Consider the following 16,073-nt stretch of genomic DNA (forward strand, 5'->3'; position numbering starts at 1 on the left):
CGGGGGCGTGATCGACCCTGAGGGTTGTTTCTAGCACGACCCCGGTTCGCAGCTGGGGCCGGCTGCGGGTCAGGCGACGCCGGCGGGACGGAACTGGACGCTGACCCGCGGGCCGACCGGGCGGGTGGTCTTGGGGATGGCGTGCTCCCAGGTGCGCTGGCAGGAGCCGCCCATCACCACCAGGTCGCCGTGGCCGAGCGGGAAGCGCAGGCTGGCCCCGCCGCCACGGGGGCGCAGCAGCAGCGGACGCGGCGAGCCGAACGAGACGATGGCGACCAGGGTGTCGATGTGCGCGGACCGGCCCGTGGTGTCGCCGTGCCAGGCGACGCTGTCCCGCCCGGTGCGGTAGAGACACATCCCGGCGGTGACGAAGGGCTCGCCCAGCTCGGACGCGTAGTGCCGGGTCAGCGCCTCCCGGGCCTCGGTCAGCACGGCGTGGGGCAGCGTTCGGCCGGCCGCGTACCAGCAGAGCAGGCGGGGGACGTCCACTTCGGCGTCGTACATGGTGCGGCGCTCGGCCCGCCACGGCACCTGGTGCAGCAGGGCGTCGAGCACGGTGTCGGAGCCCCGCACCCAGCCGGGCAGGTGGTCGACCCAGGCGCCGGGGCTCAGCTCGTGCCGACGCAGCCGGCCGGCCAGCGGGCCCAGGCTGGCGCCCTGCTCGGCGAAATCCAGCATCGAGGGCTGGTACGCGACGTCGGACACGCCGCCGATCCTACCCCGCTGTCGAACAGGCGTACGACGGTCAGCGCCGCAGCATCCGGCGGACCCGGCCGCCCACCGCCTGCTTGACCCGCTCGCGCAGCGGCTGCGCGCGGAGTGCCGGTCCGTGCAGGAGCGGAAATCCCATGTCACCTCCACGCCCGGCTGGCGTCCCGCGTGCCGACCGCCAGTCGGCCCGGAGGCGGTCGGGAATACCAGCCGGTAGGGTGCCCGGCGGCGGCGTCGACCCTGGGGCGCCGTCGTGGGCGGTCCCGGTCGCCCGCCCGCCGACGACCCCGCCGAGGAGGAGACGCGCATGCTGGTGACCCTGGTGACGGTCGGGGTTCCGGCATGACCGGCGCCCCGACCACCGGCGCCGCCGCGGCCCCCCCGGTCGCCGGCCGGCTACCGTCGCTGACCGGGCTGCGCTGGGTCGCCGCCCTGCTGGTCTTCGGCTTCCACGTCGGCACCATGCGGATCGTGGCCGAGCCGGACTACAAGGCGGTCGTCGACTGGCTGTTCACCCTCGGACTCTCCGGCGTGGAGTTCTTCTTCATCCTCAGTGGATTCGTGCTGGTCTGGTCGTACCGGGACGGCGAGCGCCGGCGGACCTTCCTGCGCCGGCGGCTCGCCAAGATCTACCCGAATCACCTGCTGATGTGGGTGGTGGTGCTCCTCGTCGGGCTCTGGTTCGCCGACCCGGTCGATGTCTGGGCGGCGCTCGGGAACCTGGCCCTGGTGCAGGCGTGGAACCCCACCCCCGGCTACTTCTACAGCGTCAACACGGTGAGCTGGTCGCTCTCCTGCGAGCTGTTCTTCTATCTCTGCCTGCCGTTCGTGCTGCCGGTGCTGCGCCGGCTGCGCCCCGCCGCCCTGTGGGCGGTGGTGGTCGCCGCCCCGCTGCTGATCGTCGCGCTGTGGCCCGGTCAGCACCTGGTGCCGGAGGAGAGCCGGTGGTGGCTCACCCAGGTCTTCCCGGTGGTGCGGTCCCTGGAGTTCTGGATGGGTGTGGCCGCGGCCGAGCTGATGCGTCGCGGGCGCTGGCGGGGGCCGGGCCTGACCGCCGCCAGTCTGATCTTCGTGGCCACCTGGGCGGTGACCGCGCAGTGGATCCGGGCGGAGCTCTGGGCGGGCCTGCTGGCGGTGGCGTACCTGCTGGTCATCACGGCCGCGGCCGACGCGGACGTGCGCGGCCGGCGCACCCCGTGGCGGTCCCGGCCGATGATCTGGCTCGGTGAGGTCTCCTTCGCCTTCTACCTGGTGCACGTCTTCGTGATGGTCACCGTGCTCCGGCTGACCGGCCACTACGGGGTGGGGCTGCCGGGCTGGTGGGGTCCGCTCGCCGTGCTCGGCTTCCTGCTGGTGAACCTGGTGCTCGCCGGGGCCCTGCACCGGTACGTCGAGACGCCGATGATGCGCCGACTGGGACCGCCCCGCCGGGCCCGCGCGCAGGCCGTCCCGGCCGGCGTCGTGCCGACCCAGGTGGGACCCGCCTGGGCGGCCGACCGGCAGGCCAGGCCGATCGAGTACGCCGGGCGGCGCGACCCGGCCTGAGCGGCGCGCGCTCTCCGGCCGCCGGTCCGGGGGCGGGCGATGATCGTCGCCACCTCGCCGAGGTGGGAGCGTCCGGCGTTGCGGCGCTGCTGACGTGGATGCGTCGCCGCGCCGTGTCCACCCGGGTCGCCGCCCCGATCCGGCTCGTGGCGACCCGCCCGGCGGCGATGCGGCGCGGCGGCGTCGGCGGTAACGTGGCACCGTGCTTCCGGTCGCACTCACCTGTCCCCTGTGGTGGGTGGCGCGCTGGACCGCCCGCATGCTGGCCAGGCTCGCCGTCGCCGTCGCCTGCTCGCTCGGCGCCGCCGCCCTGCCCGTCGGCGCGGCCGCTGCCGCTCACGGAGCCCCGGTCGCCGATGTCACCTTCGCCGTACCGGGATCCTCCTGGTCCACGACCCCGCCGGCCCTCGTCGGGGCCCGTGCCGCTTCCGAGTCCGACGCCGCCGGCCCGGCCCTGACCGGCTCGGCGGCCCTCGACCTCGTTACCGGGACCGGCCAGCCGGCCCTGCCGGTCGGCATCGCCTCCCCGCCGGCGGCGCCGCGTACCGCGGTGGTCCCGGTCTCCGGGGAGCGCGCCCCGGTCGGCCTCACCCCGGCGGCCCTCGGCTCGCGGGCCCCGCCGGCGCGCTGATCGAACGGCGGGCCGCGCCCGCAGCCGCTCTCCACGAACCTCACCCCCGCACCCGCCCGTCGGCGGCCCGGTGGCGCCCGTTCCGGTCGCGCCCCGCCGCGCCGGGGCGTGCGGACCCCTCCGCCACATCGCTCCCGTGAGGTGCCGACCATGCGAACCGTTCTCTACCAGTTCCTGATCGAGGTTCCGCAGGCCGCCGCCATCTGGTCGGCCCTGCTCCTGCTCCCCCTGGCCCTGCTCGCCGCGCTGGTCGCCCGTCCGGAGCGGGAGGCCACGTCCGACGCCGAGCCGGTTCCCGACCCGGCCGTCGAGGAGGCGGCCCGCCTCGCCGACCTGCGCCGGTACGCCGACGAGGTGGCGGTCGCCGCCGCCGGCGCCGCGCAGACCGCGCGTCGACGGCGGGAACAGTGGCTGCGGGCCCAGGGCGAGGTCGACCGGGCCTGGCGGGCGTACGACGAGGCGGAGAGCGCCGCCCGTCGGTTCGCCGGCGCCGCCGCGCTGCCCGCGCCGCGTACCCCGCGGACCCCGGCCGAGTACGCCGCCCGGGAGCGATGGCTGCACCACGCCGCGATGGTGGCGCACTGGCGGGGTGAGCTGTCGGCGCGGCAGCTCGCCGATGTCCTCGCGGACCGGCACGGGTGGGACCCGCGCCGGCACCCGGCGGAGCAGGAGATCGTCCTCGCCCGGGCGGTACGCGACGGCCGGCTGGCCGGCTACCGCACGGCGGCCGAGCGGGAGCAACGGGCCTGGCGGGACGCCGAGCTGGCGGCCGAGGCGGCCCGCGCCCTCACCGCCGAGGCGTACGCCGCCGCGGCGGCGCTGCGCCCCGGCCCGGCCCCGGTACGCCGCTCGGAGGCGGTGACCCAGACCCGCACCCCGGTGGTGGCCGGCACCGCCCCGACCGGCCCGGCGCGTTGGCGGCCGGCGCGGGTTGGCTGAATCGTGACCTCAAATTCGGTGAGCCGGGTCACCCGATCCGGGAAACGGTCATCCGGAGCAGCTCGGGCCACCGACCCCCGCAATTCCGGGTCGCTCGCGACCCGATGTCCGATTGTCGCCCGACGGTTCCGTGATAACTGCTCGTCCCATTGAGTGACGTCAGTGACGTGCTGTTCCGGTCAGAGTAACGATGACCGAGGTTTAAGCAGGTGGGACGGCTTGGCAGGGCGGCTACCCATCGGTAGTCTCGTCGCGTCCGGTGCGGTTTTCGATCGCAAGAGGCGACGCCGCGCCGACCCGCTCAATCGTGATCTTACGAACCGGGGACCCAGTGCACGTCCGGGGTGAATCCGCGAGCCTCGGCCCGCGGTAGGGCGATCTTCCCGCCCGAATCCGTCAGCTAACCCGGTAGGCGGTGTCGGAAGGAGTTTCTTCCTCGTGCAACCCGATCCCATTCCCCGCTCGTCCCCCCGCCTCCACGGCGCCGCGGTGCCGTCGCTCGCCTGACCGGCGAGCCGATCCCGGCATCCGCCCTGCCGCCCGGTTGACCGGGCGCGCCCCCTACCCAGCGGCCCAGCCCGCCCACGATCCGTCGTCGCGCGTGAGTTCCTCCGCGCGTCGGGCTGGCGTGTGCCGCTCCCGCCCCCCGTGGAGGACCAACGTGAAGCATCACCTGAAGCGGCAGCTGCGGCGTCTCGCCACCGAGCGCCCGTACCAGATCGTCGCCGGCTCCGCCGCCGCGCTCGTGCTGGCCTCCGGCACCGGCGCCCTGCTCGCCAACACCGACGACGCGCCCGTCCGCGAGCAGACCACCACCGTCGCCGTCGCCGAGCTGGCCCCGCGCCTCGGCGAGGTGGCCACCCGTAACCAGCAGCGGATCGCCGCCTCCCCGTCGACCTCGCCCAGCCCCAAGCCGTCGGCGAAGGCGACCTCGGCCAAGCCGGACCCGGACCTGACCCGCAAGGCCGCGCCGAAGCCGCCGTCGACGAAGGTCCTGGACTACACCTACGAGGCGCAGACCGCCTACTGGAACTGCGGCCCGGCCGCGGTCCGGAACGCGCTCAGCGCGAGCGGCGTCGAGACCACCCAGGACGCGATGGTCGCCCCGCTCGGCGCCACCGAGAACGGCACCAACTCCGCCGAGGACACCACCCGCGGGCTCAACCAGATGGTCAAGGGCAACCCGTACCGGACGCACATGATCCCGGGTGCGGCCACCCCGGCCCAGATGGACGAGCTCCAGGCCGACGTGGTGAAGGCGATCACCGACGGGCGGGGCGTCGTCGCCAACATCGCGGGCGACGCCACCGACACCGACGGCGGCTGGCACTCCTTCCCGGGCGGCCACTACATCGCCGTGGTCGGCTACAAGAACGACGGTCGGACCGTGCGGATCGCCGACTCGGCGAACCCGTCGCTGCCGGGGTACTGGGTCAGCACCATCGACCTGGCGAACTGGATGGCCACCCGCGGCTACTCCGCCTGATCCACCCGCTCCACCCGTCGGGCCCCCGCGCACGAGCCCGACGTCGTATGCCCGACGGACCGGCCCGCCGTCGGCTCTCGCGCGTCGTGTCCGAGCGGTGGCACACTGCGCCGTATGGGCGACGAGACGGGTATCCGCCAGCTGTTGCTGCTGCACGGCCTCGGCGCCACCGGCGAGGTGTGGCTGCCCTGGGCGCCGCTGCTGGAGCGCCGGTGGGCGGGGCGTTGGCTCGCCCCCGACCTGGCCGGGCACGGGTGGTCGCCGCCGCTGCCGGCCTACACCTTCGCGGCACTGGCCCGCCGGGTGGTGGAGGGTCTGGGACCGGTCGCGGACCGGCTGGGGCCGCGGGACCGGCTCGTGGTGCTCGGGCACTCGCTCGGCGGGGTGGTGGCGTTGGCGCTGGCCGCGCGGCACCTCGGCCTGCCCGTCGACGCGGTGGTCGGGCTCGGCGTGAAGGCGGTCTGGTCTCCCGCCGAGCTGGACAAGGCCCGGGAACTGGCCGAGCGGCCGGTGACCTGGTTCGCCAGCCGGGACGAGGCCGCCCGCCGCTACCTGCGCGTCTCCGGCCTCGCCGGCCTCTTCGCCCCGGACCACCCGGTGGTCGACGCCGGGCTGCGCCGGGAGGACGGCCGTTGACGGCTGGCGATGGATCCGGCCGCGTTCGGGGTGGGGGAGCCGCCGCTGCCGGCCCTGCTCACGGCGACGGACGTGCCGGTGCTGCTGGCCCGGGGCGAGCAGGACCCGATGGTGACCGACGCTCAGCTCAAGGAGTTCGGCGTCCCGGTGGCCACCTTGCCCGGCGTCGGGCACAACGCCCACATCGAGGACCCGGAGGCCGTCCTCGCCCTCCTCGACCCGTTCCGCTGACGCCCGCCTCCCGGCGGGGTGCCGGTCAGGGCGTGGCGGACAGGGACGACTCGTCCTGGGCGACGGCGTCCGCGGCCCGGGGCGCCGGCAGGTTCCAGTCCGGTTCGAGCTGCCGGCGGGCGGCGTCGAGGAATGCCTCCGCGTACGAGTCGGCCGGGAAATCGCCCAGGTAGCGACTCCGGGTGGCCCAGCGGTCCCCCGCCTTCGGGTCGGTGTCGAGCAGTCGGGTCAGCACCTCGTCCACGTTGGACATGTCGCGGCGCAGCACGTAACCGGAACCGGCCAGCGGGAACCGCTCGACGAAGTGCTCGCCGTCGACGCCCATGTCGGTCACCGCGTACGGCTTGCCGGAGTAGAGGTAGTCGGAGATGACCCCGGAGACGTCCGAGACCAGCGCGTCGGAGCGGTTGACGCACTCGGTCAGGGTCAGCTCGCGGGCGGCCGCCGCGCCCCACAGGTGCGCCCGGCCGGTCTTCGCCCGGTCGGCGGCGAGCAGTTCCGTCAGCCGGGCCAACTGCCGGGCCGAGGTCGGGTTCTGCGCGGTGTACGGGTGGGTCCGCAGGATCACCGTGGCACCTCGGTCGAGCAGCCGACGGATCACCGTCTCGGCCACCGGCAGGGAGCAGTAGTTCGCGTCGGCGTGGTGCCCGGTCCAGGTCGGGGTGTAGAGGACCGTCGCGGCGGCCACGCCGCGCGCCGGCTCCCGGCGTACCTCGATCGCCTCCACCTGGGGGCGGCCGACCACGACGAACTTCTCCGCGGGGATCTCCACGCCGGCCCGGGCGTACCGGTCGATCGCCGCCGGCCCGGCCACGAAGATCCGGTCGAAGATCGCCGAGACCGGGTTGGCGCTGGGGGCCTTGTCGCTGTCGCCGTGGTGCAGCTGCACGTGGGTGAGCTGGGAGAAGCGGACGCAGTGGCTGTTCTTCGCGCCGTGGTTGACGTAGAACGCCGCCCGCAGGCTCGGCACCAGCGCCTCGTCCAGCGTCTTCAGCGTCGGGCAGAACACCACCGGGGCGCGGGTGGCGGCGGCGATGGTCGGCAGGAACTCCGGCTCGCGCAACACCACCAGGAACGGCCGGCCGATCCGTTCCAGGTAGGGCAGCCACATGGTGACCTGGTACTCCGACCCGGGCGGGGCGGAGAAGTAGAGCACGAACTCGGGCTGGTGGCGGCGCAGCGCCCGGCCCACCGGCCCACCACCGGCCGGCGGCCGGAACCGCCGCCGGGCCAGGTCCAGGCCGACCGCCGCGCAGCCGGCCCCGACCAGCAGGGCGGCCACCAGCGGCACCCACGCGGGCAGGGCGAGACCGGCGCCGACCGCGACGAGCCCGAGCAGCGCCAGCAGCGCGTCGCCGAGCCGCTCCGCGACCAGCGGCGTCCAGGTGCGCACCGGCAGGTTGGCGGCGCGGATCTCCAGGGCGCCCGCGGTGCGCAGTGGCCCGACCAGCAGGACCAGGCCGAGCAGGACCAGCGCGGTGGCGGCCAGCGCCGGGTCGAAGCCGTCGTCGAGCCGGCGGGCGTACCCGACCAGGATGCCCGCGGCGACCAGCACCGACTCGGCGACGCCGTCGGCACCCGGCCGGATCCGGCGTTCCACCGCGGCGGCGGCGAGCGCGGCCACCGCGATCGCCAGCCCCCACCCGGTCGCCCCGGTGAGCGCCACGACGAGGAACGCCAGCACCGCCAGCCCGGTGGTCAGCACCCGGGCGAGCAGTTTCCGGACCAGGTCACCACGCATGTCGGTCGTCCGTTCGCTGGTTGCGGTGGGTCAGGCGTCGACGTCGGCGGGAAGCTGCTCGGACGGGTGCGCACCCGGCTGGGCGGGCACCGCCGCGACCTGCTCGCCGGGCGCCCGGCGGACGTCGATGACCTGGCCGGTCAGGTCGGAGATCAGCACGTCCAGCGACGCCTGGGCGACCGCCTCGGAGGTGAGCAGGGTGTGCTCCGGCTCCTCGCCGAACGCCTTCGTCCGCATCGGGGTCGCGGTCCGCTCCGGGTTGACGCAGTTGACCCGTACGCCGAACTCCGCCCACTCGTCGGCGAGCGCCTGGGTCAGGTTGACCAGCGCGGCCTTGGTGGCCGAGTAGAGCGCGTACCGGGCCCGGCCCCGGGTGTACGAGCTGGACGTGTAGAGCAGCAGCTGACCCTTGGTCTGCTGGAGGTACGGCAGCGACTGCCGGGCGATGGTGACCGGGCCGACGAAGTTGACGTGCAGGAGGCGGTCCATCGTCTCCTCGTCCATCTCGGCGAGGGCGCCCTTCTCCAGGATGCCGGCGGTGACCACCACGTGGTCGATCCGGCCGGTGGCGTCGAAGGCGGTCTTCAGCGCGGCCGCCACGTCCTCGGCCCGTTCCACGTGGGTGCCGGTGGTGGAGCGGCTGAACGGGAAGACCTGGGCGCCGTAGCTCCGGGCCAGCTCGGTGAGGTCGTGGCCGATGCCGTAGCTGCCGCCGAAGACCACGATGGTCCGGCCGGTCAGCTCCTCGGTGTAGCTGCGGTGGTCGGTGAGCCGGGGCGCCTGCGCGGCGGCGAGCTGGAAGAGCTTGTCCGCCAGGTGCACGTCGACCGGGTGGGTGACCTTGATGTTCTCGTCCGCGCCGTCGATCACCTTGATCGGGGTGCCGGGCAGGTAGCGCAGCACCACGCCGCAGTCGTCGGTGGCGGCGAAGTCGGGGTCGCCCTCGGCCCGCCGGTACGCCTCCCGAATGCTGCCGGAGCGGAACGCCTGCGGGGTCTGCCCGCGGCGCAGGGTGGCGCGGGCCGGGATGCCGGTGATGCAGTCGTCCTCGTCGACCTGGATGATCGTGTCGGCCGACGGGATGGCCACGTCGACCGCCGAGTAGGTCCAGAGCGCGTTGACGCATTCGCGGATGATCCGGCCGTTGACCAGCGGTCGCACCGCGTCGTGGAAGAGGATGTTGCAGTCCTCGGGGCCGATCACGTCCAGCGCGAGCCGGGTGGTGGCGTTGCGCGTCTCGCCGCCTTCGGCGATAAAGGTGACCTTGCGGCAGCCGGCCCGCTCGACGATGCGCTCGGCATCGTGGACGTGACCGGCCGCCATCAGCACGATGATCTCGTCGATCTCCGGCGCGGCCTCGAAGACCGCGAGGGTGTGCTCGATGATGGGTTTGCCGGCGACCTTGAGCAACTGCTTGGGAATGCCCAGACCGAGCCGGGTGCCGGTGCCGCCGGCCAGGATCACCGCCACGGTCCGGCTGGGCCGCCACGGGGCGTGGGCCGGCGCCGTGGCCGGATGCTGCGTCATGTGGGCCTCACCAGATGTTGCTCAAGCGATTACGGAGTTGGCGTGCGGGCGCGTTCGAGCGGGTCCGCCGAGCGCCGGGTCGTACGACCATAGCTCTCGGCCCGGCCCGAACCACGCGTGACGGGCACCCCGGCCTCCGGCCGGGGTGCCCGTCACGCCTACTTGCCGTTCGTGTACCCCTCGTACTGTGCGATGACCTCGTCGGTCGGTCCGTCGGCCCGCATCTCGCCCGACTCCAGCCAGATGGTCCGCTCGCAGGTCTCCTGGATGGTGCTGAGCTGATGGCTGACCAGGAAAACGGTGCCGGCGCTCTCGCGCAGCTCGCGGACCCGCTGCTCGCTGCGTCGGCGGAACCTCCGGTCACCGGTCGCGAGCGCCTCGTCAATGAGCAGCACGTCGTGGTCCTTCGCGGAGGAGACCGCGAAGCGCAGCCGGGCCGACATGCCGGAGGAGTACGTCCGCATCGGCAGCGAGGCGAAGTCGCCGCGCTCGTTGATGCCCGAGAACTCGATGACCTCCGCCGTCCGCTTCCTGACCACCTCCGGCGAGAAGCCCATCGCCAGCAGACCCAGCGCCACGTTCCGCTCACCGGTGAGGTCGTTGAGCAGGGCCGCGTTGACGCCGAGCAGGGCGGGCTGGCCCTGGGCGTAGACGGCGCCGCTGGTCACCGGGAGCAGGCCGGCGATCGCACGCAGCAGGGTGGACTTGCCCGAGCCGTTGCTGCCGATAAGGCCGATCGCCTCACCGCGGTAGGCGGTGAAGGTCACGCCCTTGACGGCGTGGACCTCCCGCACGGTGGGGGCGGGGACCCGGGTCAGGACTCGCTTCAGTGCGCCCACCGGCGTGTTGGTGCCGGCCGAGCCGGCGCCGTGCACGCGGTAGATCACGTGTGCGTCGTCGACCACCACGGTGGGAATGCGCCGCCCGTCGGACGTGGTGGTGGCGGATGGGGCGATGGTGGTCTCAGCCACGGCCATACTCCTGTTCGCCGCGCCAGAAGTAGAGGTAGCCGCCGACGCCGACCACGAGGGCCCAGATGGCCGCGAGGGCCCAGATCTGGGGGGGCGACGAGGTGAGCGGCGCGGTCTCCATCAGCGCGTGCCGGATGAGCTCGATGTAGATCAGCAGAGGGTTGGCGTGCACGATCTCGATCAGTACCGGGTTGTGGATGTTCTGGGCGAACTTGTCCACGCTGTAGAGCACGCCGGAGGCGTACATCCAGGTCCGCATGATGAACGGCATCAGCTGTTTGAAATCGACGATCTTGGCGCCGAGCCGGGCCATCCCCAGCGCCAGCCCGGCGTTGAAGATCGACTGCAGCGCCATCGCGGGCAGCACGAGCAGCCATTCCACGGTGATCGGCTCGCCGGTCACCAACACGATGCCGACCAGGACCACCATGGCGGTTAGCAGGTGCTGGAGCTGGGTCAGGACGACCGCCAGCGGCATGCAGGCCCGGGGGAAGTGCATCGCCCGGATCATGCCCAGGTTCCCGCTGATGGCCTGCACCCCACCGGAGACCGCGGCCGACGTGAAGGTGAAGACGAAGAGGCCGATGCAGAGGTAGCCGATGAAGTTGCTGACGCCGGCCCTGGTGTTGAGGATCACACCGAAGATGAGGAAGTAGACGGCCGCGTTGGTCAGCGGTGTCAGCACCTGCCAGAGCCGGCCGAGCCGGGCAGTGCTGAACGACGCCACCACTTTGGCGTTCGCGTACGCCGCGATGAAGTGTCGGTAGGACCACAGCTGCCGCGTGTACGCGGCCAGAGTAGGCCTCGCCCCGGCGAAGCTCAGGCCGTACCGCGCGGCGAGCTGCGCCTGCGTCAGTCCTGAGTCGGGGTCGGCCACCGCCGTGTGGGCCATGGGTAGGCGCTCCGATCTTTCGGTGTGCGGGATGAGCGCGACAACGGAAGGCGGGGCGCGGCAGCCCTCGCCCCGCCCGCTCGCGCTGGACGCAAGGTAGTCCATCGTCACGTCGCGACGCAACCGTTCCGTCGCTGCGCTACATTGTTCCACGTGGCGACCGAGAAGAGGCGTGCTCCGGCCGGCGCGGCGGTGCTCCGAGACGACATCACCAGCGCGATCCGGGACGCCGTCATGCACGAACTCGCCGTCGGCGGCTACGCGCGGCTGTCGATCGAGGCGGTGGCCCGGCGAGCCCGGGTGAGCAAGGCCGCCGTCTACCGCCGCTGGAGTTCCAAGCTTGACCTGGTCCTGGAGATCGTCGCGTCGGTCGCCGGTCAGCGCCTGCTGCTGCCGGACACCGGCAGTCTCAACGGCGACCTCGAGGTGCTCTACATGATCATGTCACGCGCCCTACGCCACCCGCTGGCGTCACAGATCATCCCGGATCTGCTGGCCGAGGCCGCCCGCAACCCGCAGATCGGGCAGACCCTGCAGCAGGTGCTGCGCAACAACCAGCAGGCGCTGGGGGAGCGGCTGATCGGACTCGCCGTGGCGCGGGGCGAGTTGACGGCGATCGACCCCGTCGCCGCCACCGACCTGATCGTCGGCCCGCTCTACTGGCGGCTGGCCATCGCGCGGGTGCCGCTCGACCCCGCCGATATGCCACGGCTCGCCGCGGCCGTCGCCGGCGCACTCCAGGCCGCCTGCCAGATGCCCATACCGAGCCAGGGTGACGAGGGGCGGCTCCTTGCCCAGCAGCAGTGACGCGCACGGCAGCCACGTCCCATCCGTACCGCCCATCCCACCCCAATCCGTACCGGTTAGCATCGCGGCCGGACGAGTTCCAACCGACAGGAGGAAGCCCATGTCTGGGCCGAATGCAGAGTTCATCCCCCCAGCCAGGCCGGTGATCGGCGAGGCCGAGATCGAGGCGGCTGTGCGGGTCCTGCGAAGCGGGATGGTCGTCCAAGGCCCTGAGGTGGCGGCCTTCGAGCAGGAGTTCGGCGACTTCGTCGCCGGCCGCCACTGTGTGGCGGTCAATTCCGGCACGTCCGCCCTGCAGCTCACCCTCATGGCGCTCGGCTTCGGCCCCGGTGACGAGATCATCGTGCCCTCGTTCTCGTTCGCCGCGAGCGCCAACGCCGTCCGCCTGGTCGGCGCCACACCGGTCTTCGTGGACATCGAGCCCGGCAGCTTCTGCGTGGACCCGGCGGCCGTCGAGGCGGCGATCGGGCCCCGCACGGTGGCCATCATGCCGGTCCACCTGTACGGCCACCCGGCCGCCATGGACCGGATCATGCCGATCGCAGAGCGGCACGGCCTGGCCGTGGTCGAGGACGCGGCCCAGGCGCACGCGGCCGCCCTGGGCGGCACGCCGGTGGGCGCCTTCGGCACCGCCGGCTGCTTCAGCTTCTACCCCACGAAGAACATGCACAGCCTTGAGGGCGGCATGGTCACCACCGCCGACGCCGGTCTCGCGCGTACCCTCCGCCTGCTGCGCAACCAGGGCATGGAGCAGCGGTACGCCAACGAGGTCGTCGGCGCCAACATGCGGATGACGGACGTGGCGGCGGCGATCGGCCGGGTGCAGCTGCGCCAGCTCCCGGAGTGGACCGCGCAGCGCCAGGCGAACGGCAAGTTCCTCGACTCGAAGATCACCGGCATGGTGACCCCGCCGGTCGCCGACGGCGCGGTGCACGTCTATCACCAGTACACGGTCCGGGTTCGGAGCGACCGGGACGCGGCCCAGAAGCGCCTCACGGAGCTGGGCATCGGCAACGCCGTCTACTACCCGACCCCGATCCACCGGCTGAAGCCGTACCTGATGGAGGACGGCAAGCCCGGTCCCTGGGAGCTGCCGGAGACCGAGCGGGCCGCCGCCGAGGTGGTCTCGCTGCCCGTGCACCCGTCGCTGAGCTCGGACGACCTGGAGCGGATCGCCGAGGGCGCGAACCTCGCCGGCGGCGCGAACCTCGCCGGGGGCGCCCGATGAGCCGCGGCAAGAGGTTGCGCGCCGGCCTGATCGGCCTGGGCGCGATGGGGCGCAACCACGCCCGGGTGCTCTCCGGCCTGGACGGCGTGGAGCTGGTCGGCATCGTCGACCCGGCCGGTGACTCGAGCGGGCAGTTGCGCGCGCCGGTGCTGCCCGCGCTGGAGGACCTGCTCGCCCTCGGCATCGACTACGCGGTCGTCGCCTGCCCCACCGCGCTGCACGAGCAGACCGGTGTGGAGCTGGCCCGCAACGGTGTCAGCGCCCTGATCGAGAAGCCGCTGGCGCAGTCGGTGGAGGCGTCGGTCCGCCTGGTCGAGGCGTTCGAGACGGCCGGCCTCGTAGCCGGCGTGGGCCACATCGAGCGGTACAACCCGGCGCTGCAGAGCCTGCGGGTGCGCCTCGAGGCCGGTGAGCTGGGCGAGATGTACCAGGTGGTCACCCGGCGGCAGGGCCCGTTCCCGCACCGGATCGCCGACGTCGGCGTGGTCATGGACCTGGCGACCCACGACATCGACCTCACCGGCTGGGTGACCGGGCGGGAGTACACCTCGGTGTCGGCCCGGACGGTGTCCCGCAGCGGCCGGCTGCACGAGGACATGGTCTCCGCGGTCGGGCAGCTGTCCGACGGCACGATGGTCAGCCACCTGGTGAACTGGCTGAGCCCGCTCAAGGAGCGCTCCACCGTGATCACCGGCGACCGGGGCTGCTTCGTCGCGGACACGCTCACCGCCGATCTCACCTTCTACGCCAACGCGGCCATCGACATGGAGTGGGAGGCGCTGCGGACGTTCCGGGGCGTCGCGACCGGCGACATGATCCGCTACGCGATTCCGAAGCGGGAGCCGCTGTTGGTCGAGCATGAGCGCTTCCGTGACGCGGTCGAAGGCAAAGAGAGCGACATCGTCACCCTGCGGCAGGGCCTGCGGACCGTGCAGGTTGCTGCCGCGCTGCTGGAGTCGGCGTCGGCCGGGGTGACCGTCTCGGTCGCGCCGACGGACAGCGCCAACCCGCTGCAGGCCGCCGTCGCGTCCTGACGGCGGACGGCACGAGGAGACAGGGCAACTGATGGAAGCCGGTAGTGCGTCGCGTCCAACCCGGGGCCGCGTCGTCATGCTCGTCGACAACGGTGTGCAGGGCGACTCGCGGGTCCAGAAGGCGGCCCGTTCGGCAGCGGAGGCGGGATGGGACGTCGTGCTGCTCGGTGCCGCCCTCAGCAACGGTGCGCAGGAGAGCTGGTCGATCGGGGACGCGCGGGTCCGGCTGATCCGCGTTCCCCGGTCACTCGGCCAGCACCCCAGCCAGTTCCACCGCTCGTTGCGCCGGCCGCTGGCGTACCCGCCCGGGCGGCACGGCGGCTACCGGATCCAGCGGATGAAGGCCTCGCAAGCGGCGGTCGAGGAACGGCGGGTGGCCCTCGCGGTCGCCCGCCGCTCCGGCACCGCGTCGCTCACCCAGCGCCTCGGCGGCCTCCTCGCCCCTCCGGCCTCGCTGGCCGCCAAGGCGCTCGGCCGCTGGGCCAAGTTCCGGGGCGGTGAGCTGCACCGCCTCCGGCTGCGTCAGCAGAACCCCGACGACCTCATCACCCGCACGTCGATCCGGTTCTGGCAGGCGGTCCTCGGCCCGCGAAGCTGGCGGCGGCTGGACCGCGGGCTGTGGGACTACGAGTTGGCGTTCGGCCCGGTCATCGACCAGCTGGCGCCGGACATCATCCACGCCAACGACTTCCGCATGATCGGCGTGGGCGCCCGGGCGGCCCGGCGGGCGCGGGCTCGCGGGCTCGGCACCAGACTGGTCTGGGACGCGCACGAGTTCGTCGGCGGCGTGCTCGGCCGCGCCGACAATCCCCGCTGGCTGCCCGCCCAGGTCGCGCACGTGGAGGAGTACATCGGGGCGACGGACGCGGTCATCACCGTCTCGGCAACCCTGGCTGAGCTGCTGCAACGCACCCATCGACTCCCGGTCCGCCCCGACGTGGTGCTCAACGCCCCGCCCCGACCGGTCGCCGGCGTCCTCGACGACGACGGCACGGACGTCCGCAGCAGATGCGGCATCGACGCGGAGACGCCGTTGCTGGTCTACTGCGGCGGGGTGAACCCGTCCCGGGGCGTCGAGCTGATGATCGATGCGCTGCCGCAGCTGGAGAAGGTGCACGTCGCCCTGGTCACCCTGCACCCCACCGCGAGCAACGCGGCCTCCGAGGCGTTGCGGGCCCGGGCCGTCGAGGCCGGGGTTTCCGACCGGGTGCACCTGCTGCCGTACGTACCACACTGGCGGGTACCGGCCTTCCTGGCCAGCGCGGATGCCGGGGTCATCCCGATCCACCACAAGCCCAACCATGAGCTGGCGCTGATCACGAAGTTCCTCGAGTACTCCCACGCACGGCTGCCGATCGTCGTGAGTGACGTCCGGACGATGGCCGACACGGTCCGGGAGACCGGCCAGGGCGAGGTCTTCCGCGCCGAGGACGTCGCGGACTACATCCGCGCGGTGCAGGCGGTGCTCGCCGACCCGGCGCGGTACCGCGCCGCATACGACCGCCCCGGCCTGCTGGACAGTTGGACCTGGGAAGCGCAGGCCGAGGTGCTGGAAGGCGTCTACCGCCGGGTCCGACCCGACCTGGCGTTGCCGGCCGCGGGGCGCGCCGGGGCGGCAGTGGCCGCGGGCTGACGGGTCACCGGCAAGGACTCTGCCCCGTGCCGCCGGTGGTGCCTCCGCGCAGTCGGCCCGA

The 16,073-nt window shown here is 73.2% G+C and carries 15 protein-coding genes and 1 riboswitch; of the genes, 10 read left to right on the plus strand and 5 right to left on the minus strand.

Annotated features, from left to right (window positions below):
- Positions 1–69: 69 nt before the first annotated feature.
- Positions 70–705 carry an alpha-ketoglutarate-dependent dioxygenase AlkB gene (locus tag SLP03_RS00405; protein WP_319458429.1) on the minus strand — a complete coding sequence of 212 codons (636 nt, stop codon included), beginning with the start codon at positions 703–705 and terminating at the stop codon, positions 70–72.
- A 348-nt stretch (positions 706–1,053) separates the two neighbouring features.
- Between SLP03_RS00405 and SLP03_RS00410 the strand changes: the two genes are divergently transcribed.
- The 6 genes from SLP03_RS00410 (at position 1,054) to SLP03_RS00435 (ending at position 6,179) form a co-directional block, all read left to right on the plus strand.
- On the plus strand, positions 1,054–2,256 hold the full coding sequence (locus SLP03_RS00410; protein WP_319458430.1) for an acyltransferase: 1,203 nt from the start codon (positions 1,054–1,056) through the stop codon (positions 2,254–2,256).
- Positions 2,257–2,458: 202 nt separating this feature from the next.
- Positions 2,459–2,887: a hypothetical protein gene (locus SLP03_RS00415; RefSeq protein ID WP_319458431.1), complete on the plus strand. Its 429-nt coding sequence runs from the start codon at positions 2,459–2,461 to the stop codon at positions 2,885–2,887.
- 150 nt (positions 2,888–3,037) lie between these two features.
- Positions 3,038–3,826 carry a hypothetical protein gene (locus tag SLP03_RS00420; RefSeq protein ID WP_319458432.1) on the plus strand — a complete coding sequence of 263 codons (789 nt, stop codon included), beginning with the start codon at positions 3,038–3,040 and terminating at the stop codon, positions 3,824–3,826.
- 288 nt (positions 3,827–4,114) lie between these two features.
- A riboswitch (cyclic di-AMP (ydaO/yuaA leader) is annotated at positions 4,115–4,256 on the plus strand.
- A gap of 231 nt (positions 4,257–4,487) precedes the next feature.
- The gene (locus SLP03_RS00425) at positions 4,488–5,312 is read left to right on the plus strand and encodes a C39 family peptidase (RefSeq protein ID WP_319458433.1); all 825 of its coding nucleotides are present in this window, start codon (positions 4,488–4,490) and stop codon (positions 5,310–5,312) included.
- Positions 5,313–5,426: 114 nt separating this feature from the next.
- Entirely contained in the window at positions 5,427–5,948 is a 522-nt protein-coding gene (locus tag SLP03_RS00430; protein WP_319458434.1) for an alpha/beta fold hydrolase, read from the plus strand.
- A 9-nt stretch (positions 5,949–5,957) separates the two neighbouring features.
- Positions 5,958–6,179 (plus strand): hypothetical protein, encoded by a 222-nt coding sequence (locus SLP03_RS00435; protein ID WP_319458435.1) that lies wholly within the window; start codon positions 5,958–5,960, stop codon positions 6,177–6,179.
- A gap of 25 nt (positions 6,180–6,204) precedes the next feature.
- On the opposite strand, the gene SLP03_RS00440 is transcribed toward SLP03_RS00435, so the two are convergent.
- The 4 genes from SLP03_RS00440 to SLP03_RS00455 form a co-directional block, all read right to left on the minus strand.
- On the minus strand, positions 6,205–7,920 hold the full coding sequence (locus SLP03_RS00440) for a CDP-glycerol glycerophosphotransferase family protein (RefSeq protein ID WP_319458436.1): 1,716 nt from the start codon (positions 7,918–7,920) through the stop codon (positions 6,205–6,207).
- A gap of 30 nt (positions 7,921–7,950) precedes the next feature.
- A complete protein-coding gene (locus tag SLP03_RS00445; protein ID WP_319458437.1) occupies positions 7,951–9,447 on the minus strand; it encodes a bifunctional cytidylyltransferase/SDR family oxidoreductase in 1,497 nt (498 codons plus the stop codon).
- A 158-nt stretch (positions 9,448–9,605) separates the two neighbouring features.
- The gene (locus tag SLP03_RS00450) at positions 9,606–10,424 is read right to left on the minus strand and encodes an ABC transporter ATP-binding protein (RefSeq protein ID WP_319458438.1); all 819 of its coding nucleotides are present in this window, start codon (positions 10,422–10,424) and stop codon (positions 9,606–9,608) included.
- A complete protein-coding gene (locus SLP03_RS00455; RefSeq protein ID WP_319458439.1) occupies positions 10,411–11,310 on the minus strand; it encodes an ABC transporter permease in 900 nt (299 codons plus the stop codon). Before SLP03_RS00455 ends, SLP03_RS00450 begins: the two co-directional genes overlap by 14 nt.
- A gap of 153 nt (positions 11,311–11,463) precedes the next feature.
- Between SLP03_RS00455 and SLP03_RS00460 the strand changes: the two genes are divergently transcribed.
- The 4 genes from SLP03_RS00460 (at position 11,464) to SLP03_RS00475 (ending at position 16,012) form a co-directional block, all read left to right on the plus strand.
- A complete protein-coding gene (locus SLP03_RS00460; RefSeq protein WP_319458440.1) occupies positions 11,464–12,117 on the plus strand; it encodes a TetR/AcrR family transcriptional regulator in 654 nt (217 codons plus the stop codon).
- 100 nt (positions 12,118–12,217) lie between these two features.
- Positions 12,218–13,345, plus strand: coding sequence for a DegT/DnrJ/EryC1/StrS family aminotransferase (locus tag SLP03_RS00465; RefSeq protein WP_319458441.1), 1,128 nt, complete (start codon positions 12,218–12,220; stop codon positions 13,343–13,345).
- On the plus strand, positions 13,342–14,379 hold the full coding sequence (locus tag SLP03_RS00470; protein WP_319458442.1) for a Gfo/Idh/MocA family oxidoreductase: 1,038 nt from the start codon (positions 13,342–13,344) through the stop codon (positions 14,377–14,379). The genes SLP03_RS00465 and SLP03_RS00470 overlap by 4 nt, the downstream gene beginning before the upstream one ends.
- A gap of 76 nt (positions 14,380–14,455) precedes the next feature.
- A complete protein-coding gene (locus SLP03_RS00475) occupies positions 14,456–16,012 on the plus strand; it encodes a glycosyltransferase family 4 protein (RefSeq protein WP_413644062.1) in 1,557 nt (518 codons plus the stop codon).
- Positions 16,013–16,073: the final 61 nt, after the last annotated feature.

The sequence above is a fragment of the Micromonospora sp. RTP1Z1 genome (assembly GCF_033804685.1).
Classification (GTDB): Bacteria; Actinomycetota; Actinomycetes; order Mycobacteriales; family Micromonosporaceae; genus Micromonospora.